This is a genomic window from Cellulomonas sp. KH9 (assembly GCF_900114185.1).
GTDB lineage: Bacteria > Actinomycetota > Actinomycetes > Actinomycetales > Cellulomonadaceae > Cellulomonas.
On sequence record NZ_FOSE01000002.1, the window covers coordinates 765,564 to 786,543 of the forward strand.

General features: G+C 75.3%; 17 protein-coding genes and 1 tRNA gene. 5 read left to right on the forward strand and 13 right to left on the reverse strand.

What is annotated here, in order from left to right:
- Positions 1–36: 36 nt before the first annotated feature.
- Positions 37–1,620: a pectate lyase family protein gene (locus BMZ16_RS09475; protein WP_089799726.1), complete on the reverse strand. Its 1,584-nt coding sequence runs from the start codon at positions 1,618–1,620 to the stop codon at positions 37–39.
- 226 nt (positions 1,621–1,846) lie between these two features.
- On the opposite strand from BMZ16_RS09475, the gene BMZ16_RS09480 reads away from it, so the two are divergent.
- Positions 1,847–2,140, forward strand: coding sequence for a DUF1330 domain-containing protein (locus BMZ16_RS09480; RefSeq protein WP_089799728.1), 294 nt, complete (start codon positions 1,847–1,849; stop codon positions 2,138–2,140).
- A gap of 77 nt (positions 2,141–2,217) precedes the next feature.
- Here BMZ16_RS09480 and BMZ16_RS09485 read toward each other — a convergent pair.
- From BMZ16_RS09485 to BMZ16_RS09535, 12 genes are all read right to left on the reverse strand, one after another.
- A tRNA-Ala gene (locus BMZ16_RS09485) sits at positions 2,218–2,290 on the reverse strand.
- Between the two features lie 113 nt (positions 2,291–2,403).
- Positions 2,404–3,105: a histidine phosphatase family protein gene (locus BMZ16_RS09490; protein WP_089799730.1), complete on the reverse strand. Its 702-nt coding sequence runs from the start codon at positions 3,103–3,105 to the stop codon at positions 2,404–2,406.
- Complete coding sequence (gene rsfS, locus BMZ16_RS09495) at positions 3,102–3,485, reverse strand: ribosome silencing factor (RefSeq protein WP_089799732.1); 384 nt, start codon at positions 3,483–3,485, stop codon at positions 3,102–3,104. Before rsfS ends, BMZ16_RS09490 begins: the two co-directional genes overlap by 4 nt.
- Positions 3,486–3,646: 161 nt before the next feature.
- The gene (locus BMZ16_RS09500; RefSeq protein WP_143082785.1) at positions 3,647–4,975 is read right to left on the reverse strand and encodes a hypothetical protein; all 1,329 of its coding nucleotides are present in this window, start codon (positions 4,973–4,975) and stop codon (positions 3,647–3,649) included.
- A complete protein-coding gene (gene nadD / locus BMZ16_RS09505) occupies positions 4,968–5,585 on the reverse strand; it encodes a nicotinate-nucleotide adenylyltransferase (RefSeq protein ID WP_089799736.1) in 618 nt (205 codons plus the stop codon). Before nadD ends, BMZ16_RS09500 begins: the two co-directional genes overlap by 8 nt.
- Before the next feature lie 2 nt (positions 5,586–5,587).
- A complete protein-coding gene (locus tag BMZ16_RS19250) occupies positions 5,588–5,764 on the reverse strand; it encodes a hypothetical protein (protein WP_177199618.1) in 177 nt (58 codons plus the stop codon).
- 111 nt (positions 5,765–5,875) lie between these two features.
- Entirely contained in the window at positions 5,876–7,180 is a 1,305-nt protein-coding gene (locus BMZ16_RS09510) for a glutamate-5-semialdehyde dehydrogenase (protein WP_089799738.1), read from the reverse strand.
- 67 nt (positions 7,181–7,247) lie between these two features.
- Complete coding sequence (gene proB / locus BMZ16_RS09515; protein WP_089800055.1) at positions 7,248–8,396, reverse strand: glutamate 5-kinase; 1,149 nt, start codon at positions 8,394–8,396, stop codon at positions 7,248–7,250.
- 78 nt (positions 8,397–8,474) lie between these two features.
- Positions 8,475–9,995, reverse strand: coding sequence for a GTPase ObgE (gene obgE / locus BMZ16_RS09520; protein ID WP_089799740.1), 1,521 nt, complete (start codon positions 9,993–9,995; stop codon positions 8,475–8,477).
- A gap of 131 nt (positions 9,996–10,126) precedes the next feature.
- A complete protein-coding gene (gene rpmA / locus BMZ16_RS09525; RefSeq protein WP_089799742.1) occupies positions 10,127–10,384 on the reverse strand; it encodes a 50S ribosomal protein L27 in 258 nt (85 codons plus the stop codon).
- A 56-nt stretch (positions 10,385–10,440) separates the two neighbouring features.
- Positions 10,441–10,749, reverse strand: a complete 309-nt coding sequence (rplU, locus tag BMZ16_RS09530; RefSeq protein WP_177199655.1) for a 50S ribosomal protein L21 — start codon at positions 10,747–10,749, stop codon at positions 10,441–10,443.
- Between the two features lie 309 nt (positions 10,750–11,058).
- Positions 11,059–14,364: an Rne/Rng family ribonuclease gene (locus BMZ16_RS09535; RefSeq protein ID WP_369822519.1), complete on the reverse strand. Its 3,306-nt coding sequence runs from the start codon at positions 14,362–14,364 to the stop codon at positions 11,059–11,061.
- A gap of 478 nt (positions 14,365–14,842) precedes the next feature.
- On the opposite strand from BMZ16_RS09535, the gene BMZ16_RS09540 reads away from it, so the two are divergent.
- Genes BMZ16_RS09540 through cydC form a run of 4 tightly spaced genes read left to right on the forward strand, consistent with a single transcriptional unit; the run spans position 14,843 to position 20,972 of the window.
- On the forward strand, positions 14,843–16,366 hold the full coding sequence (locus BMZ16_RS09540) for a cytochrome ubiquinol oxidase subunit I (protein WP_089799748.1): 1,524 nt from the start codon (positions 14,843–14,845) through the stop codon (positions 16,364–16,366).
- A 10-nt stretch (positions 16,367–16,376) separates the two neighbouring features.
- The gene (gene cydB / locus BMZ16_RS09545; RefSeq protein ID WP_089799750.1) at positions 16,377–17,426 is read left to right on the forward strand and encodes a cytochrome d ubiquinol oxidase subunit II; all 1,050 of its coding nucleotides are present in this window, start codon (positions 16,377–16,379) and stop codon (positions 17,424–17,426) included.
- Positions 17,427–17,445: 19 nt separating this feature from the next.
- Positions 17,446–19,113: a thiol reductant ABC exporter subunit CydD gene (gene cydD / locus BMZ16_RS09550; RefSeq protein WP_089799752.1), complete on the forward strand. Its 1,668-nt coding sequence runs from the start codon at positions 17,446–17,448 to the stop codon at positions 19,111–19,113.
- Positions 19,110–20,972 carry a thiol reductant ABC exporter subunit CydC gene (cydC, locus tag BMZ16_RS09555; RefSeq protein WP_089799754.1) on the forward strand — a complete coding sequence of 621 codons (1,863 nt, stop codon included), beginning with the start codon at positions 19,110–19,112 and terminating at the stop codon, positions 20,970–20,972. The genes cydD and cydC overlap by 4 nt, the downstream gene beginning before the upstream one ends.
- Positions 20,973–20,980: the final 8 nt, after the last annotated feature.

Below are 20,980 nucleotides of genomic sequence, written 5' to 3' on the forward strand. Positions count from 1 at the left end.
GGGCGCGCTGCCCCGACGACCCCCGACCGGACCGGCTCAGCCGGCGTACGTCTCGACCTCCGCGACGCGCGGTGTGCCGGTCGACGCGAGGATCTCCACGTTGAGCTTGGTCAGGGACGTGGCCCGGAAGGTCAGGGTCCCGGCACCGTCGCCCGTGGCGAGCACGGCGCCCGTGGAGTTGTCGACGACCCGCCACGCCCCGACGGACCCCGCGGAGCCTGCCGGCTCGCGCAGCACGACCCGGGCGACCGTGGTCGCCGAGCCCCACTTCACCGAGATGCGGCCCGTCGAGCCGTTCGGCTGCCAGTACGTGCTCAGCGAGCCGTCGATCGCGTTGCCGTAGCTGGTGCCGCCGCCCTTGCCGGAGCCGTCGGCGCCCGCGCCCAGGCTGAGGTTGCGCCCCACGGGCGGCGCGGTGGGCGTCGGCGTGGACGGCTGTGCCGACGGAATGGGGCCTGCGGTGGGGCCCGTGGTCGGCGCGGACGTCGGCGCCGCCGTGGGTGCCGGGCTCTGCGGCGTGCAGGACCCGTTCGACACCTGGTTGCCCTTGTTCGCCCCCGCGGTGGCCCGCACCAGCGCCGGCACGCAGCTCGCGCCGTCGAGCCGGTACGAGTACGGGACCGAGACCGTGGTGGTCGACGTGACGTTCGGACCCGCGGGGTTCGTGTCGCTCCCCCGCGACGACCAGGTCACGTCGTCGAACACGTTGCCGGAGACCTGCCAGTAGCCCGGCAGGTCCGTGTAGAACGTGCCGAGCACGTCCTTCGAGTCCTCGAAGTAGTTGTTGTCGACCTTGGCCCTGCCGCCGGCGCGGGCGTTGATCCCCGACTCCTTGATGCCGACGTAGTGGTTGTTGAAGATGTGCGCCGTCGCCCCGCGCAGCAGCGGCACGCGTGAGTCGAGGTTCTCGTAGAGGTTGTGGTGGTAGGTCACCGGGCCGTTGCCCAGGTCGCTGTCGCCGGACCCGACGAGGCCCCCACGGCCGGAGTTGCGCAGGATGCTGTACGAGAGCGTCACGTACCGCGTGTCTCCCTTCATGTCGAACAGGCCGTCGTACCCCTCGGACTCCCCGCCGGACGCCTCGAGCGTCACGTGGTCGACCCAGACGTTGCTGACACCGCTCTCCATGCCGATGGCGTCGCCGCCGTTGGACGTGGGCGACCCGGACTTCTTGACGTTCCGGACGGTGACGTTCTGGACGATGATGTTGCGCGCCTCGCGGATGTGGATGCCGACCTGGTCGAACACCGCGCCGCTGCCGACGCCCACGAGCGTCACGTTGCTCACCTGCTTGAGCTCGATGACGCCGGCGGCCGTGCTGCAGCTGCTGCCGGAGACCTTGGCGGTGTTGGCGTGGTTGACGGTGCCGGACACCTCGATGACGATCGGGGTGCTGCTGCTCGCGCGGCCGCACAGGGCCTCGTGGATCTGGGTGCCGGTCGTGGCGCGGACGGTCCGCCCGCCGGCGCCGCCGGTGGTGCCTCCGTTCTGCGAGGCGAAGCCGTCGGCGGCGCCGGTGGCCGCCTGGGCAGGGATGGTCAGCACGGACACGCCGACGGCCGTGGCCAGGGCCGCAGCGACCCCGGTCGCCAGGAGTCGTGTCGCGACAGGTCGTCTCATCGTTGCCTCTTCTCGTCGTCGAGCACGGTCGGACCGGTGCGTGCCCCGCGGGATGCACCGTCCGGCCCGGTCGCACCGCGACGATGCGGTGCACTGGGACGGAAACCGGTTTCTCGACCGTAGGCGAGCGCTTTCCCCCGCAGCAAGGTGTCCGCGGGCGACGAAACCTTTAGCCGCCGGCCCCGGCCCCTCGACCCCGGCCGCCCGCCCGTGCCACGCTGCCCGGATGAGCGCCCTGACGTTGTGCTGCCTGCTGCGGGCCGTCCCCGGCCGGGAGGCGGCCCTGCAGGCCTACGAGGACGCCGTGCTGGCCCTGCTGCCCGACCACGGCGGCAGCGTCCTGCAGCGCGCCGTGGGCGACGGGGGCGACGGGCAGCCGCACGAGGTCCAGATCCTGCGGTTCCCGGACGCGGCAGCGCTCGACGCCTACGTCGCCGACCCCCGGCGCGCGCGGATGGCCGACGAGCGGGACCGGGTCGTCGCCCGGACGGAGGTGTTCCCGGTCGCCCTGCGGACCTGACGTCCCCCGGAAACGCCGAAGGCCGCGTCGGGTTCCTGGTCCCAGGATCCTGACGCGGCCTCGCCGTCGTTCTCGGGTGGAGCTGAGGGGACTCGAACCCCTGACCCCCTGCATGCCATGCAGGTGCGCTACCAGCTGCGCCACAGCCCCGTGGTCCGCGGACGGACCCCGTCGCCCCGAAGGGCGCCCGGTGAGTCTAGGACGAACGAGCCGCAGAACGCCAATCGCGCCCCGGCAGGGGCCGTGTGACGTGCGACATGCCGTCAGTCCGGGTCACGTGTGGCGTCGTCGGCGGCCTCCTGCGCGGGCTCCGGGTCGGGGCCGGCGTTCCAGTCCGCGGAGGCGTCGGTCGGCCCCACGTTGTAGCCCAGCAGACGCCAGGCCGGGTCCGCGTCGGCGGACGACGCGGCCAGCAGCTCGGCCCAGTGGGCGTTGTGCATGCCGACGATGCCGCGCCACTCGGGGTCCTGCCCGAGCAGGTCGGCCACGACCGAGCCGAGCGCCGAACCGTGCGACACGACGACGAGCGTCCCGCCCTCGGGCGTGCGCCCCACCTGGTCGCGCACGGCCTCCCCCATGCGGGCCGCGACCTCGGCGCGCGTCTCGGCGCCGACCCCGACCGGGTCCCCGCCGGCTCGCCACTCGCGGAACTCCTGCGGCCAGCGGGCCTCGATGTCGTGGCCGGTCATGCCCTCCCACTCGCCGAAGGCCCGCTCCCGCAGCCGCGGGTCCAGCTCCACGGGGACGCCGACCGCGCGGGCCAGGTACCCCGCGGTGTCGACCGCGCGCGAGAGGTCCGACGCGACGATGCGCACCGGGCGGTGGCGGGCGGCCAGGCGCGCCGCGGAGACCCGCGCCTGCCAGTGCCCGACCTCGTCCAGGGGGATGTCGATCTGTCCCTGCAGCCGGGCCAGGGCGTTGTAGGCCGTCCGCGCGTGCCGCCAGAGCAGCAGGTGCTGCCTCACGCGTCGGCCTGCTCGCCCCGCTCGTCCGGGGGAAGCTCGATCACCGGGCAGTCCTTCCAGAGCCGCTCGAGGGCGTAGTAGACGCGGTCCTCGGCGTGCTGCACGTGCACGACGACGTCACCGAAGTCGATGAGCACCCAGCGGCCCTGGGCCTTGCCCTCGCGGCGCACGGGCTTCGCACCGAGCTTGTGCAGGGACTCCTCGACGGCGTCGACGATCGCGCCGACCTGCCGCTCGTTCGTCCCGGACGCGATGAGGAACACGTCCGTGAGGACGAGCTGCTCGCTCACGTCGAGCGCGATGATCTCCTGCGCCTTGAGGTCGGATGCGGCGCGGGCGGCGGCGTGGGCCAGCTCGATCGCACGGGTGCTCGCGGGCACGTGGGCTCCTCGGGTCGGGGGGCGGCGCGGCCGGGGAGACCGCCGCCGCGGGATGCGGGTGGTACGGGATGCGGTGGTGCCGGGTGCGGGGGTGCCGGGCGGTGCACTGCCGGGCGCAGCCCCGCCGGACGCGGCGGTGCGGGTCGGTCGGGTGCCGTCGCTCAGAGCGGGCCGGCGCGGCTCGTGACCCAGCCGCTCACGGCGGCCGCGGCCTCGGCGGCGCCGTCGGCGCCGCGCGTCCGGATGTAGAGCAGCATGATGAGGAAGCCGAGCACGAAGGCCACGGCCGCCAGGATCAGGACGTGCAGCCAGGTGTACGGGTGGATCCGCCGTCCCGGCTCGTCGTCGTCCTCGTCGTCCAGGTCGTCCTCGTCGTACGGCGGACGCGAGACACCCCACGGCGGGGCGGCCTTCTCGTCGGAGGCCCCGGCCACGGGGTCGGGGCCCGCGACGGGCGTCCGCGGCCAGCCGTCGACCGCCGGCTCCCCCGCGGCCCGCTGGGGTGCCGCGGGCGCGGCCGGGGCACCGCCCGGCGTCCAGACGGGGGACGCCGTCGGTGCGGCGGACGCCGCGGGCGCCGGCACGGCGGGCTCGACGCGCGGCGAGGCCGGCTCGGTGCGCGGTGCGGTCGCGGCGGATGCCTGGAACGAGCTGAGGGACGGCGTCGGCCCGGCCGGCCGCCGGTCGTCGGACGAGGGCTGCGAGGGCGTCCAGGGCGCGGGCGGCTGACCGGTGGGCGCTGCCTGCGTGCCGGGGCCCCAGGCGGAGGTGCGGGGCGGGGCCGCGGCCGGCGGGGCCGCGGCCGGCGGGGCCGCGGAGGCCGCCCAGCTGGGTGCACCGGAGGGCGAGGCGGTCGCGCCCGGCTCCCGGTTCCACGGGGTGCGCGCCTCGGGGCGCGAGGTCGCCGCGGGGCCCGACGGCTGCGACGGGGGCTGCGCCCACGGGCGTGCCGGCGACGCCGCCGCCGAGGGGCCACCGGTCGGGCGCGACGTCGCGGGGGCGTCGGCACCCTGCGGGGCGCCCCAGGACGGGCCCGCGGCGGCGGGGCGGGGCGCCGTCGACGGCACCGGGCGGTGCTGCGGGGTCGCGGGGCGCGGCGCCGGCGGCGGCGTCCCCGGACGCGGCGCCGTGGGGCCGGACGTCCGCGGGCCGGCCGTCGGGTCGAGTGCCGCGTCACGGTACGACCGTCGCGAGCGGGACGCGTCACCGACGGCCGGGCCCTGCGCGGGCGCCGGAGCCGGGGCACCCGGCCCCGTCGCCGCGGGCCGCGGGGTCGGCTGGACGGCACCCGCCGACCAGGCGGGCGTACCGCCGGCAGCGGCCGACGACGTCCCCGCGGGCGGGGTCACGAGCCTGCTGCGCATGGCGCGGCGCGACGCGGGTGCGACCGGCTCGTCGGACGGGGGCAGCGGGGCACCGGAGCCCTGGCCACCGTCCTGGGCCGCCCGCTCCATCTCACGACGGCGGCGGCGCTCTCCGGGTTCACTCATCACGACCTCGATACAACCTGTGCTTGGCGATGTACTGGACGACCCCGTCGGGGACGAGATACCACACCGGCTCCGCAGCACGCGCACGCGCACGGATGTCGGACGAGGAGATCGCGAGGGCCGGGACCTCCAGCACGTCGACCCGCCCGGCGGGCAGGCCGTCCACCGACAGCGGGTGCCCGGGGCGGGTGACCGCCACGAACCGCGCCATGTCGAACAGCTCGGCAGCATCCTTCCACGTGAGGATCTGCGCGATCGCGTCCGCGCCGGTGATGAAGAAGAGGTCGGCGTCCGGGCGCTCGGTCTTGAGGTCCCGCAGCGTGTCGACCGTGTAGGTGAGTCCGGCGCGGTCGATGTCCACGCGGCTCACCGTGAACCGGGGGTTCGACGCCGTCGCGATCACCGTCATGAGGTACCGGTGCTCGGCGGGCGAGACGTCGACGTGCTGCTTGAACGTGGGCTGCCCCGTCGGCACGAACACGACCTCGTCGAGATCGAACCGCGCGGCGACCTCGCTCGCGGCCACCAGGTGGCCGTGGTGCACGGGGTCGAACGTGCCACCCATCACCCCGAGGCGTGGGCGGGCAGGGACCCCCGTGGTGGCCGGCACCGTCAGTGGCGCGTCCCGACGGAGCGGAAGGCGTACGTCACGAGGAGCATCGCCAGGAGCCCCACGAACGCGCCGACACCGAAGACGGCCGGCGCGAACGGCAGCGCCTCGGAGTGCTCGGCGGCGGTCTCTGCCGCGGCGATGAGGGTGGCGTGCACGTCGTCCTCCTGGGGGTTCACGTCGGTCCTGCGGGTCGGTGGCGGCACACGCCCGGGAGGGGCCCGCGCCACGGCCACCCAGTCTCGCACGCGGGGCCGTGGTGCAGGACCACCGACCGCCCGCCGGGCGGGTCAGGGACGCACGTGGCCGTCACCGTGCACGACCCACTTGGTGGTGGTCAGCTCGGACAGGCCCATCGGACCGCGCGCGTGCAGCTTCTGCGTGGAGATGCCGATCTCGGCACCGAGCCCGAACTGCCCGCCGTCCGTGAACCGCGTGGACGCGTTCACGATGACCGCGGCCGCGTCCACCTCCGCCACGAACCGCTCGGAGGCGCGCAGGTCCCGCGTGACGATCGCCTCGGTGTGCCCGGTGGACCACCGCCGCACGTGCGCGACGGCGGCGTCGAGGTCCTCCACCACGCGGACCGCGAGGTCGAGCGACAGGTACTCGGTGCCCCAGTCCTCCTCGGTCGCGGGGACCGCGGCGGCCCCCGCCGGCACGTGCGTCAACGTCACCTCGTCCCCGTGGACCGTCACCCCGGCCGTCGCCAGCGCCGTGAGCGCCGCCGGCAGGAAGGTGTCGGCCACGTCACGGTGCACGAGCAGGGTCTCGACCGCGTTGCACACCCCGACGCGCTGCGTCTTCGAGTTCAGCAGGATCGCCAGCGCGTCGGCGTGGTCGGCGCTCGCGTCGACGTACAGGTGGCAGTTGCCCACGCCGGTCTCGATGACCGGCACGGTGGCCTCCCGCACGACCGTCGCGATGAGGTCCGCTCCCCCGCGCGGCACGAGCACGTCCACCAGGCCGCGCGCGTGCATCAGCGCGACGGCCCCCGGACGCCCCCACGCGTCGACGGACTGGACCAGGTCGCCCGGGAGCCCCTGCGCCTCCAGCGCGTCGGCCAGGACCCGCACGACGACCTCGTTGGACCGTGCCGCGGCGGACCCGCCGCGCAGCACCACGGCGTTCCCGCTCTTCAGGGCGAGGCCCGCGGCGTCCACCGTGACGTTCGGGCGCGCCTCGTAGATCATCCCGACGACGCCCATCGGCACCCGGACCTGCCGCAGCCGCAGCCCGTTGGGCAGCGTCGACCCGCGCACGACCTCCCCGACGGGGTCCGGGAGGGCCGCGAGCTCCCGCAGGGCGTCGGCGATCGCCGCGACGCGCTCCGGCGTCAGCGCGAGCCGGTCGAGCAGGCCCGGCGACATCCCGGCTGCGCGCTCCCGCTCGACGTCCTGCACGTTCGCGGCCAGCACCCGGTCGGTCGCAGCCACCAGCGCGTCGGCCATGGCGTGCAGCGCGGCGTCCTTGGTGGCCCGCGTCGCGGTGGCCAGGGTGCGGGACGCCTCGCGGGCACGACGCGCGACGGCGAGGACCGCCTCCTCGGGGTCGACGAGCGCGGCGGGTGTCGACTGCTCCAGCGACGTGGTCATGCCACCCAGGCTAGTCGCGCACGGGGCGCGGGTGCCGACCCCTCCCGCACCGTGGGCAGCCGCGGCGTCAGCGCCGCCGGCGCACCAGCACGAGGTCGTCACGGTGCACGAGCTCGCGGTCCCAGCCCGGGCCGAGCTCGGTCCGCAGCTCGCCCGTGGTGCGGCCCAGCAGCTGCGGGACCTCCTGCGAGCCGTAGGCGACCAGCCCGCGGGCGACGACCTCACCGGAGCCGTCGACGAGCTCGATGGGGTCACCCGCCTCGAACGTCCCCTCGACGTCGGTGACGCCCGCGGGCAGCAGCGACGTGCGCCGGTCGACGACCGCACGCACCGCGCCGTCGTCCAGCACCAGCCGGCCGCGCGTGCGTGCCGCGTGCGCGAGCCACAGCAGGCGGATGGAGCGGCGCCGCCCGGTCGCCGCGAACCACGTGCCCACGTCCTGCCCCGCCAGCGCGTCGCCGGCGCGCGCGGCCGACGTGAGCACCACCGGGATCCCGGACTGCGTGGCGATGGCGACCGACTCCAGCTTGGTCACCATGCCGCCGGTCCCCACCGCGCTGCCGCGGGCCGTGACGTCGATGCCTGCGAGCTCGTCGAGCGCGCGCACGTCGGCGATCCGCCGCGACCCGGCACGTGAGGGCGGACCGGTGTAGAGCGCGTCGACGTCGGTGAGCAGCGCGAGCGCGTCGGCGTGCACGAGGTGCGACACCAGGGCCGCGAGCCGGTCGTTGTCGCCGAACCGGATCTCGTCGGTCGCCACCGCGTCGTTCTCGTTGATGATCGGGACGACGCCCAGGTCCAGCAGCCGCGTGAGCGTGCGGTGCGCGTTGCGGTACTGCCCGCGGCGCCACGTGTCCTCAGCCGTGAGCAGCACCTGGGCGACCGTGACGCCGTGGTTCGCGAAGGCGCGCGTGTAGTGCGCCACCAGCAGCCCCTGCCCCACGGACGCGGCGGCCTGCTGCGTCGCCAGGTCGCGCGGGCGTGCGGCCAGGCCGAGCGGGCCGATGCCCGCCGCGATCGCACCGGACGACACGAGGACGACCTGGGTGCCGGCGGCCCGCCGGGCGGCGAGGACGTCGACCACCGCGCCGAGCCGCGCGGGGTCGAGGTGCCCGTCGGGCGTCGTCAGCGAGGACGACCCCACCTTGACGACGATGCGGCCCGCACCGGGCAGCTGGTCACGTCCCGACAGGGCGGCGGCACTCACGGCACCCATGATGCCCCGCGCCGCCCCCGGTCCCACGCACCGCCCGACCTGCGGACGCGGCGGTCCCGAGGGCGGGCGGTGCACCGGTCAGGCGTCGTCCGGGTCCGTCCACACACCCTGCTCGCGCTCCGTCCACAGCTCGGAGCGCGCGGCCGCCTTGGCGTCCATGCGCTCGGTGTACTCGCGGCGCTTCTGGCCGCGGGTCGGACGCGCCCGGTCCTCCAGACGCACGTCCGTGCCGCGCGGGCCGCCGAGCAGCTCGGACCCCGTGAGGAGCGTGGGCTCCCAGTCGAAGACCACCGCGTTCTCGTCCGGCCCGATGCGGACCTCGTCACCCGCGACGGCACCGGCCTTGTACAGCGCGTCCTCGACCCCGGCGCGCGCGAGCCGGTCGGCCAGGTAGCCCACGGCCTCGTCGTTGGAGAAGTCCGTCTGGCGCACCCACCGCTCGGGCTTCTCACCCCGGATGGCGAACCAGACCTGGCCGCCGCCCTCGCGCCGCTTCACCGTGAAGCCGGTCTCGTCCACCGCACGGGGACGCAGCACGACGCGTGTCGGCTCGACCGCCGGCGCGGCGCGGCGCGCCGCGGCGACCCGCTCGGCGAGCGCGAATGTCAGGGGCCGCAGCCCTTCGTGGCTCGCGGTCGAGATCTCGAAGACGGACAGCCCCCGGGCCTCGAGCTCGGGGCGCACGAGCTCGGCGAGCTCGCGTGCCTCGGGGACGTCGATCTTGTTGAGCACGACGACGCGCGGCCGCTCGGTGAGCGGCACACCGCCGGCGGCCACCGCCAGGTCCTCCGCGTACGCGGCGAGCTCCTGCTCGAGCACATCGAGGTCCGTGACGGGGTCGCGGTCCGGCTCGAGCGTCGCGCAGTCCAGCACGTGCACCACGACGGCGCAGCGCTCGATGTGCCGCAGGAACTCCAGCCCGAGGCCCTTGCCCTGCGACGCACCGGGGATCAGCCCGGGGACGTCCGCCACGGTGTAGCGCGCGTCACCGGCCTGCACGACGCCCAGGTTCGGCACGAGGGTCGTGAACGGGTAGTCCGCGATCTTGGGCCGGGCGGCGGAGATCGCCGCGACGAGGCTCGACTTGCCCGCGGACGGGAACCCGACCAGTGCCACGTCGGCGATGGTCTTCAGCTCGAGGACGACGTCCGCCTCCTCGCCCGGCTCCCCCAGCAGCGCGAAGCCGGGAGCCTTGCGGCGCGGCGACGAGAGCGCGGCGTTGCCGAGCCCGCCGCGTCCCCCGGCGGCGACGACGTAGCGCGCACCGGCTCCGACGAGGTCGGCGAGCACGGTGCCGTCGGGCGACTTCACGACGGTCCCGTCGGGCACGCTCAGGACGAGGTCGTCCGCGGTCGCGCCGCTGCGGTGGTCGCCCATGCCCTGGCCGCCCGAGGCGGCCCGGCGGTGGGGCAGGTGGTGGAACGGCAGCAGCGTGGTGACCTGAGGGTCGACCTCGACGATCACCGACCCGCCGTTGCCGCCGTTGCCGCCGTCGGGGCCGGCGAGCGGCTTGAACTTCTCGCGGTGGATGGACGCACAACCGTGCCCACCGTCACCGCCGGTCGCGTGCAGCACGACACGGTCGACGAACGTCGCCACGGCTGGACCTCCTTGTTCTGCGGGTACTGCTCTCGCTTGTCCTGCGGGTACTGCTCTCGATCGTCATACGCCGAAGGGGCGCACCGCACCGGTGCGCCCCTTCGACCGTGAAGCTGGGGTGTGTCGCGACCTCAGGCGTCGGCGACCACGATGTCGATGACCTTGCGGCCACGACGCGTGCCGAACAGCACCGAGCCCGCGGCCAGCGCGAACAGCGTGTCGTCGCCGCCACGGCCGACGTTGTCGCCCGGGTGGAAGTGCGTGCCGCGCTGGCGGACGATGATCTCGCCGGCCTTGACGACCTGACCGCCGAAGCGCTTGACGCCGAGGCGCTGCGCGTTCGAGTCGCGACCGTTGCGCGAGGAGCTCGCGCCCTTCTTGTGTGCCATGACTGACCTGCTCTCCGGGTTTCAGAAACGGGGGCGACCGCCGAGGCGGCGCGGGCTCACTTGATGCCGGTGACCTTCAGGCGCGTCAGCTTCTGGCGGTGACCCTGGCGCTTGCGGTAGCCGGTCTTGTTCTTGTACTTGAGGATGTCGATCTTGGGACCCTTCTCGTCCCGCACGACCTCCGCCGTCACCGTCACCCCGGCCAGGGCCGCGGCGTCGGTGGTGACCTTGTCCCCGTCGACGAGCAGGAGCGCCGGCAGCTGGACCGACGACCCCGCCCCGGCGGCGAGGCGGTCGACGACGACGACGTCGCCGACGGCGACCTTCTCCTGGCGGCCGCCAGCCTTCACGATCGCGTACACCACGTTGCTGCTCATCTCTGCTCGTCGGACCTGCTCATCGGTGCTACGTCTGTCCTGCTCGTCGGTGCCGCTCGACCCGCCGGACCCCGCGCGCCGCCCAGCCACGAGGGCGGGGGTTCGCGTCGGCGGTGTCGTCCGCGGCGCCTGACCGGGTCCGTGCGACGGACCCGGGTCCGAGTGTCCTCGGGGGCACGTCCACCTCCCGGTACGTGCGTGACGCACCGACGTTCTAGGGTACGGACCCGTTCGCGCCCGGTCAAACGGGCCCCGCCGTGACGCCCGCCGTGGTGGCGGGCGTCACGTGCGGGGACGTCAGTCGTCGGACTGCTGCGGTGCCGTCGTGGGCCCCGCGCCACCGTCCGCGGGCGCGTCCTGCACGTCCGGGCCGGTCCCGTCCGCCTCGTCGTCGACCGCGAAGACCTCGGGGGCGACGGCGTGCAGCTCGAGCTGGGCGTCCGTGGTCGCGGCCCTCGTCGCGCGCCGACGGCGGGGCTCCCGCACCACGGCGCCGAGCTCGGCCATGACGTCGAGCGTCGCGGCACCGTGACCGGTGTCCGCCGCGGCGGCGGGCACCTGCTCGGCGTCCGTCGGCGTGACGGCCCCGGGCGACACGTCGGGCGCGACGTCGGGGGTCGAGCCCTCGGGCCGGTCGGCGTCGTGATCGTGCGCGTGGGCCGCCGCCGCGGCGATCGTCGCGAGCGTGGCCTTGACCGCCTCACGCGCCTCCGGGAGCACCGGCACCGCGGGGGCGGGCGCGGCGCCCGCGTCGGCCGCCGCACGCTTGCGTCGCGACCGCTTCGACTCGCCCTGCTCGGCCGCCGGCTGCGGCGCCGTGGTCTCCGGCCGCCCGTTCCGGCCCACCGGGTCGGTGTGGACGATGAAACCGCGTCCGTGGCAGTGCTCGCAGGTCTCGCTGAACGCCTCGACCAGACCCTGCCCGACACGCTTGCGCGTCATCTGCACGAGACCGAGCGACGTGACCTCGGCGACCTGGTGCTTGGTGCGGTCGCGCCCGAGGCACTCGACGAGCCGACGCAGCACGAGGTCACGGTTGGACTCGAGCACCATGTCGATGAAGTCGATGACGATGATGCCGCCGATGTCGCGCAGCCGGAGCTGGCGCACGATCTCCTCGGCCGCCTCGAGGTTGTTGCGGGTGACCGTCTCCTCGAGCGTCCCGCCCGCACCGGTGAACTTGCCGGTGTTGACGTCGACGACCGTCATGGCCTCGGTGCGGTCGATGACCAGCGACCCGCCGGACGGCAGCCAGACCTTGCGGTCCATGCCCTTGGCGAGCTGCTCGTCGACGCGGTGGACCGTGAACACGTCCTGGGTGCCGGTCCACTTCTCGACGCGCGCCGCCAGGTCGGGTGCCAGGTCGCCCACGTAGGTCGAGATCGTCGACCACGCGTCGTCGCCCTGCACCACCAGGGAGGAGAAGTCGTCGTTGAAGATGTCGCGGACCACGCGGATCGCCATGTCCGGCTCGCCCTGCAGCAGGGCGGGCGCGTTGGCGGTCTTCCGCTTCTTCTCGATCGCCTCCCACTGGCCCTGCAGGCGGGCGACGTCGGCGCGCAGCTCGTCCTCGCTGGCCCCCTCGGCCGCGGTGCGCACGATGACGCCGGCCGAGTCGGGCACGAGGTCGCGCAGGATCTTCTTCAGGCGCGAGCGCTCGGTGTCGGGGAGCTTGCGGCTGATGCCGGTCATGCCACCGCCGGGCACGTACACGAGGTAGCGGCCGGCGAGCGTGATCTGGCTCGTGAGGCGCGCGCCCTTGTGGCCGATCGGGTCCTTGGTGACCTGCACCAGAACCGCGTCACCGGACTTGAGCGCCTGCTCGATGCGGCGCGGCTGGCCCTCGAGGCCGGCCGCGTCCCAGTTGACCTCGCCCGCGTAGAGCACGGCGTTGCGGCCCTTGCCCACGTCGACGAACGCCGCCTCCATGCTGGGCAGCACGTTCTGCACGCGGCCCAGGTACACGTTGCCGACCATCGAGGCCTGCGCCTGGTTCGAGACGTAGTGCTCGACGAGCACGCCGTCCTCGAGGACCGCGATCTGCGTGCGGCTGTCGACCTCGCGCACCACCATCGAGCGCTCGACGGACTCGCGCCGCGCCAGGAACTCGGCCTCGGTGATGATCTGGCGGCGCCGACCGGCGTCGCGACCCTCACGCCGACGCTGCCGCTTCGCCTCGAGCCGGGTCGAGCCGCGCAGCGCGGTGACCTCGTCGCCCGACGACCGGCGCCGCGGCTCCTCCGCCGCGTCACCCCGGGCACCGCGGCGACGACGGCGGCGACGACGGCTCGAGCCCGAGCCCTCGTCCTCACCGGAGTCGTCCGCCGTGTCGGTGCCGGCCTCGGCGTCCGCGTCGTCGTCACCGGCCGCCTCGCCGGTCGCGTCGTCGTCGCCGGCGTCCGCACGCCCGCGCCGGCCGCGGCCCCCGCGGCGGCGGCGACGGCGGCCGGACGCACCGTCCTCGTCCTGCTCGTCGTCGCCGTCGGCGCCCTCGGCGGTGACGGTCGCGACGTCGTCCGACGTGTCCTCGGCGGTGACGGACGCCTCCGTCGCCTCGTCGTCGGTCGCCTCGGCCGTCAGGTCGTCGGCGGAGCCCGTCTCCTCGACGTCCGACCCGCCACGGCGGCCACGTCCCCGGCGGCGGCGCGGCCGGGCCGCACCCTCCTCCGCGGCGGGCTGGGCGGCGTCGGGCGTGGTGACCTCGGCGGCCGGGGCGTCCTGCTCCTCGACCTCGGCGCGCGCGGTGCCGGAGATCTCCTCGGGCGACCCCGTGGAGGCCTGCGCCCGGCGGCGCCGCGGGCGGACCGCGGCGTCCGGCGCCTGGAAGAGCAGCGCGGTCGTGGCGAGGCGTGCGCGGGCCGGGGGCTCGTCGGCGGTGCGGACGGGTCCCAGCTCGGCGAGGACGTCGAGCGCGGCCGTGCTGCGCGCCGCGTCACCCGACCCGGCGTCACCCGACCCGGAGTCGTCCGGTGCGGGGCCGTCGGTCGTCGCCCCGTCGGCCCCGGCGGCGTCGGGCGTGGCCTCCGCGGTGTCGGTGTCCTGCGCGGCACGGCCGGTGCGGCCGCCGCGGCGACCCGAGCGGCGCCGGCGCGGTGCACGCTCCTCGGCCTCCTCGGCCACGGACTCGGCCACACCGCTGGCCTCGGGCTCGTCGGCGTCCTGCGCCTCGGGCGCGGTCACCTCTGCGGTCTCGGCGGCGATCTCGGCGTCGGCCTCGGAGTCCTCGTCCACGACGTCCTCGGCCACGACGTCCGGCGAGGGCGGCTCGGCCGCGGGTGCCGGCTCCGCCGCGGGCTGCGGTGCTGCCTCCGGGGCCGGGGCGCCGTCGAGCACGACGGTGCGCGTCACGCGGCGCGACCGGCGCGCACGCGTCGGTGCGGCGGCCGGCGGTGCGGCGGGCGGCTCGACGGCCGCGGGCTCCTCGGCCACCGGCTCCGGGGCCGGCGCGACCGGCGCCTCGGGCACCTCGGCGTGCGGTGCCGGGGCGGCGGGTGCCGCGTCGGGCGTCACGACGTCACGGACCACGCGGCGGCGTCGCTTGCGGGGCGCCGCGTCGGCGACCTCGGTGACGTCGGCGTCGGAAGGGTTCTCGGGAGTGTTCACGGGAGGCAAGCGGGTGCTCCTGGGTACCGGGGAGCCCGCCCACACGACGTGCACCCCCAGGCGGTCGGTCGTCGCTCACGTCCGGTCGACCCGGTGCGGCGACGGAAGTCGTCGGTCGCGCCCGCCGCACCGTCCGGCGCCATCGCCTGCCAGGCCGTCTCGGGGCTCCAGGCTGGAGCCCGCCGAGGGCGGGGCGGCGGCTGGCCTGCACGGGCACTGCTGCGGCGAGCTCGTCGGTCCCGGCGGTGTGGACGTCGGGACCAGTGACGAGTATCGCACAGGACCCCGCTCCCACCGCCCGTGAGCAGGGTGAGTTGACGACGTGTCGTCAGCACCCGGGACCAACGTCCTGCCGTCCCCCTGCGGCCCGGCCTACCGTCGAGGGAGACACGCGCCGTGCGGCGCGTGCCGAGATCCTGCCGCGACCCGTCCGGCCGCACGCTCCTGCCCGCCCCCTCGCACCCGTCCGGAGACCCGCGTGGACGCCCTCGACCTGGCCCGCTGGCAGTTCGGTATCACGACCGTCTACCACTTCATCTTCGTCCCGCTGACGATCGGGCTCTCCCCGCTCGTCGCGATCATGCAGACCGCGTGGGTCCGCACGGGCAACGAGCGGTGGCTCCGGCTCACCAAGTTCTTCGGCAAGCTGCTGCTCATCAACTTCGCGATCGGTGTCGCCACCGGCATCGTGCAGGAGTTCCAGTTCGGCATGAACTGGTCGGAGTACTCGCGGTTCGTCGGTGACGTGTTCGGGGCGCCGCTCGCCATGGAGGCGCTGGCCGCGTTCTTCGTCGAGTCCACGTTCCTCGGGCTGTGGATCTTCGGCTGGGACAAGCTGCCGAGGAAGATCCACCTCGCGTGCATCTGGGCGGTGGCGATCGCCACGAACCTGTCCGCGTACTTCATCCTCGCGGCCAACTCCTGGATGCAGCACCCGGTCGGCACCACGTTCAACCTGGAGACCGGCCGCGCGGAGATGACCGACATCGTCGCGGTCCTCACCAACCCCACGCTCCTCGCGGCGTTCCCGCACACCATCGCGGCCGCGTTCCTCACCGCGGGCACCTTCGTCGCCGGCATCGCCGCCTGGTGGATGGTGCGGCTCGTGCGCTCGGGCCAGGTCGACAAGGCCCGCGACGTCTACCGTCCCGCGGTGGTCCTCGGGCTGGTGACCATGCTCGTCTCGGGCGCCGGGGTGGCCCTGTCGGGCGACTGGCAGGCCAAGCTCATGTTCCAGCAGCAGCCGGCGAAGATGGCCGCCGCCGAGGGGCTGTGCACCTCGCAGGAGGGCGCGCCCTTCTCGATCCTGGCGATCGGCGACCTGACGAACGACTGCGACAACGTCCGCCACATCCTCGAGGTGCCCGGCCTCACGTCGTTCCTGGCCACCAACGACTTCGACGCACCGATCCGCGGCGTGGACGAGCTCCAGGAGGAGTACACGCAGTGGATCGCCGAGTGGGACGAGGCCAACGGCGTCGACTCCGGCGTCGACGAGGACACGCGGTTCTACCCGAACCTGGCCGTCACCTACTGGTCGTTCCGGCTCATGATCGGGCTGGGCGTCGGGTCCGCCGCGCTGTCGCTGGCCGCGCTGTGGCTGCTGCGCCGCAAGGGCTCGGTCACCGGCAACGTCTGGTTCGGCCGCCTCGGCCTGGCGGCCATCGCGACCCCGTTCCTCGCCTCGGCGTTCGGCTGGATCTTCACCGAGATGGGGCGCCAGCCCTGGGTGGTCGCACCCAACCCCGACGCGTCCGGCGTCGACGGCGTCTGGCTGCTCACGGCACGCGGCGTGAGCGAGGTCGTCAGCCCCGGCATGGTCCTGTTCTCGATGATCGGGTTCACCCTGCTGTACGGCGTGCTCATGGTCGTGTGGTTCCGGCTCATGAAGCGGTACGCCGCGCAGGGCGTCGCCGACACCGAGCACGACCCCAGCCCCGAGGCCAACCCGCCGTCCGACGACGCCGACGGGACCACCCGTCCGCTGTCCTTCGCCTACTGAGGAGCCCGTCATGGACCTCCCCGTCGTCTGGTTCCTCCTCATCGCCGTCCTGTGGACCGGCTACCTGGTCCTCGAGGGCTTCGACTTCGGCATCGGCATGCTGCTCGCGATCCTGCCGCGGGGCGACAAGCTGCGCCGCGAGAAGGAGCGGCGGCTGATGATCAACACGATCGGCCCGGTGTGGGACGGCAACGAGGTGTGGCTGCTCACCGCCGGCGGTGCGACGTTCGCCGCCTTCCCCGAGTGGTACGCCACCTTGTTCTCGGGGTTCTACCTGCCGCTGTTCCTCATCCTCATCGCGCTGATCGTGCGTGTCGTCGCCTTCGAGTGGCGCGGCAAGATCGACTCCCCGCAGTGGCGCACGTGGGCGGACCGCGCGCTGATCTTCGGCTCGTTCGTGCCGGCCCTGCTCTGGGGCGTGGCGTTCGCGAACCTCGTGCGCGGCGTCGAGCTGGACGCGAACCACCAGTACGTCGGCGGGTTCTTCGCGCTGCTGTCGCCGTTCGCCCTGCTCGGCGGTGTGGTCACGCTGAGCATCTTCCTGACGCACGGCGCGATCTTCCTCGCGATGAAGACGGACGGCGAGATGCGGGAACGTGCCGGTACCTTCGCGGCGCGCAGCTCCGTCGTGACGCTCGTCGTCGCCGGCGTGTGGGCCGTGTGGGCGCAGGTCGCCCACAGCGGCGAGGCCTGGACCTGGGCCGCCGTCGCGGTCGCCGCCGTGGCGCTCGTCCTCGTGGTCGTCGCCACCCGGCAGCGGCGCGAGTCGCTGGCGTTCGGCGGGTCGGCCGTGGCGATCGTCGCCGCCGTCGTGCTGATCTTCGGGTCGATGTTCCCCGACGTGATGCCCGCGTTCGACCCGGCGAACTCGCTGACGATCGAGAACGCGTCGTCCACCGACTACACCCTGACGGTCATGACCTGGGTCGCGGTGATCCTCACGCCGATCGTGCTGCTCTACCAGGGGTGGACCTACTGGGTCTTCCGCAAGCGGCTGACGATCGAGCACATCCCCGAGTCGGTCGGGCTCACCTTCGAGCGCGTGGTCTCGCGGTCCTGAGCATGGTCTGCTGGACGGCGTGAAGCCCCTCGACCCCCGCCTGCTGCGGTACGCACGGGCCGCCCGGGGCTACCTCGCCCTCACGGTCGCGCTCGGCGTGCTGACCGGCGGGCTCGTCGTCGCCCAGGCCCTGCTGCTGGCGCACGCCCTGGGCTCCGCCGTCGCGGACGGGGCGACGCCGGAGGACATCGCCCCGCTCGCCGGCTGGCTGCTGCTCGTCGTCGTCGCACGGGCGCTCGTCGCCGGGACGCAGGAGCGCTACGCGCACCGGGCCGCGACACGTGCCGTCGCCGAGCTGCGCGAGCGCGTCGTGGCGCACGCCGCCGCGGTCGGGCCGCGGCGCGCGGCACCGACCGACGGCGCGAGCCTCGTGACCCTGGCCACCCGCGGCCTCGACGCGCTCGAGCCGTACTTCGTGCGCTACCTGCCGCAGCTCGTGCTGGCCGCCACGCTCACGCCGGCGACGCTGCTCGTCGTCCTCGGGCTGGACTGGGTGTCCGCCGCGATCCTCGCGGGCACCGTGCCGCTCGTGCCGCTGTTCATGTGGCTCGTGGGCGTCATGACGCAGGGACGCTCGGAGCGCGGCCTCGCGGTCATGCAGCGTCTGGGCGCGCAGGTGCTCGACCTCCTGGCCGGCCTCTCGACGCTGCGCGCCTTCGGGCGCGAGCGCGGACCGGCCGCCCGCGTGCGCGAGCTGGGGGACGCGCACCGCCGGGCGACCATGGGCACGCTGCGCATCGCCTTCCTCTCGGGGATGGTCCTCGAGCTGCTGACGACGCTGTCCGTCGCGCTCGTCGCCGTCGGCATCGGCCTGCGGCTGGTGTACGGGCACCTCGACCTCGTGACGGGGCTCGCCGTGCTCGTGCTGGCACCGGAGGTGTTCAACCCGCTGCGCCAGGTCGGCCTGCACTTCCACGCGTCCACGGACGGCGTCGCCGCCGCGGACCGCGCCTTCGCCGTGCTCGAGGTCCCCGTGCCGGCGGCCGGGGGCCGCCCCGCTCCCGACCTCACCGGCGGCGTCGTGCGTGCCCGCGGGGTCGCCGTGCGGGCCCGGGGCGGCTGGGCGCCCGCCCCCGTCGACGTCGAGCTGCGCCCCGGGCGGGTGGTCGCGCTCGTCGGCCCGTCCGGCGCCGGCAAGTCGACGACGGTCGAGGTGCTGCTCGGCCTGCTCCCCCCCGACGAGGGGACGGTGGAGCTGGAAGCCGCCGACGGCACGGTCACCGCCCTGCCCGACGTCGACCTGCCCGACTACTGGCGCCAGGTCACCTGGCTCCCGCAGCGCCCCGTGCTCGAGCCCGGCACGGTCGCGCAGGTGCTCGGCTCCCCCGCCCCGGCCGAGCGCGACCGGGCGGCGGCCCTCACCGGGCTGGACGCCGTCGTGGCGGACCTCCCGGCCGGGTGGGACACCGTCCTGGGCACGGGCGGGGCGGGGCTGAGCGTCGGGCAGCGGCAGCGGCTCGCGCTCACCCGGGCGCTGCTGCGTCCCAGCCCGGTGGTCGTGCTCGACGAGCCCACGGCCCACCTGGACGCCGCGGGCGAGCAGGTGGTCCTGGCTGCCCTCGACGCGCTGCGGGCCGCCGGGTGCGCCGTGCTGCTCGTCGCCCACCGCGCGTCGCTCGCGAGCCGCGCCGACGAGCTGGTGCACGTCGTCCCCTCGGCCGCGGACACCGAGCAGGTGACGCGATGAGCACCCCGCCCCCGACCCTCGCTCCCCCGCCCGTCGACGGCCCCGCCCGCCCCGCCCGGGGCACCCTGCGACGCGCGGTCCGCCTGCTCGACGTGAACCCGCGGCGGGTCGCGCTGGCCGTCCTGCTCGGCACCCTCGCGCTCGGGTGCGCGGTCGCGCTCGCCGCCGTGTCGGCGTGGCTGATCGCCCGCGCGTCGCAGATGCCGCCCGTGCTGGAGCTCTCGGTCGCCACCGTGGCGGTCCGCGCGTTCGGCATCGGGCGCGGTCTCATGCGCTACCTGGAGCGCCTCGTGTCGCACGACGTCGCGCTGCGCGGCATGGCGAACCTGCGCACCACGCTCTACGAGCGGCTCGCCGAGGGCTCGCCCCGCGCGCTGCTGGGCGTGCGCCGCGGGGACCTGCTCGCGCGGGTCGGCGCGGACGTCGACGCCGTGGGCGACGTCGTGGTCCGCGGGCTGCTCCCGGCCGGGGTCGCGGTGACCCTCGGCGTGGGCACGTCGGTGGCGATGGCCCTGTTCTGGCCGCCCGCCGGGCTCGCGCTGGCGCTGAGCCTGCTGGCGGCGGGCGTGCTCGCCCCCTGGCTCGCGGCCCGCGGCGCCCGGACGACCGAGGAGCGCGGCGTCCTGGCCCGGGCGCGCATGAGCGCCACGTCGCTGGGCGTGCTGGACGACGCCGGACCCTTGGCCGTCTCAGGACGCCTCGGCGGCGAGCTCGACGCGCTGCGGGCGGCGGACGCGGACCTGGCGCGCGCCACCGACGCCGGGGCCCGCCCGGCAGCGGTCGCGGCGGGGATCGGCCAGCTCGCCGTCGGCGCGGCGGTCCTCGCCGCGCTCGTCACCGGCGTGCCTGCCGTGCGGGCGGGGCTGCTCGCCCCGGTGGAGCTGGCGGTGATCGTGCTGACGCCCCTGGCCGCGTTCGAGGCGACCTCGCTGCTGCCGGCGGCCGCCGTGCAGGTGCAGCGCTCGCGTGCCGCCGCGGCACGCGTCCTCGCGCTGCTCGACGACGCCGACGACGCGCACGGGAGCCGGGCACCGAGCGCCACGACCGCCGTCGCGCCGCCGCCGTCCACGCCGCCGTCCGCGCCGGGGTCCGCGCCGCGCGCCGTGGGGGGCCCGACGCTCGTCGCGCGCGACCTGGCGTGCGGCTGGCCGGGGCGTCCCGCGGTCCTCACCGGTGTCGACCTCACGCTGTCGCCGGGCCGGCGGCTGGCCGTCGCCGGACCGAGCGGCGAGGGCAAGACCACGCTGCTGCTCACGCTCGCGGGGCTGCTGCCACCCGTCGCGGGCGGGGTGACCCTCGACGGGTCGCCCCTGGCCGCGGTCGGCCGGGCGCAGGTCGTGCGCGACGTCGTGGTGACGAGCGAGGACGCGCACGTCTTCGGCACGTCCGTCCTCGAGAACCTGCGCGTCGCGCGCGGCGACGTGACACCCGAGGAGGCCACCGACGCCCTGCGCCGCGCCGGTCTCGGTGCGTGGCTCGCCGCCCTGCCCGACGGGCTCGACACGGTCGTCGGCTCCGACGCCCGCACCGTGTCCGGGGGCGAGCGCCGGCGCCTGCTGCTGGCCCGCGCGCTGCTGAGCGACGCGGCGCTGCTGCTCGTCGACGAGCCCGCCGAGCACCTCGACCCGGCCACCGCGGACACGCTCCTGGACGAGCTGTGGCACGCGCCGCCGACGCGCGACGGGCGTGCCCGGGGCGTCGTGCTCGTCAGCCACCGGCTCGCGCCGCTGGCCGCCGCCGACGAGGTGCTGTGGCTCGCGGACGGGCGGGTCGCGGCGCGTGGCACCCACGTGGACCTGGTCGCGCGCGTGCCGGGCTACCGTGAGGCCGTGCAGGCCGAGCAGCAGGAGACGTCGTGAACGAGTAC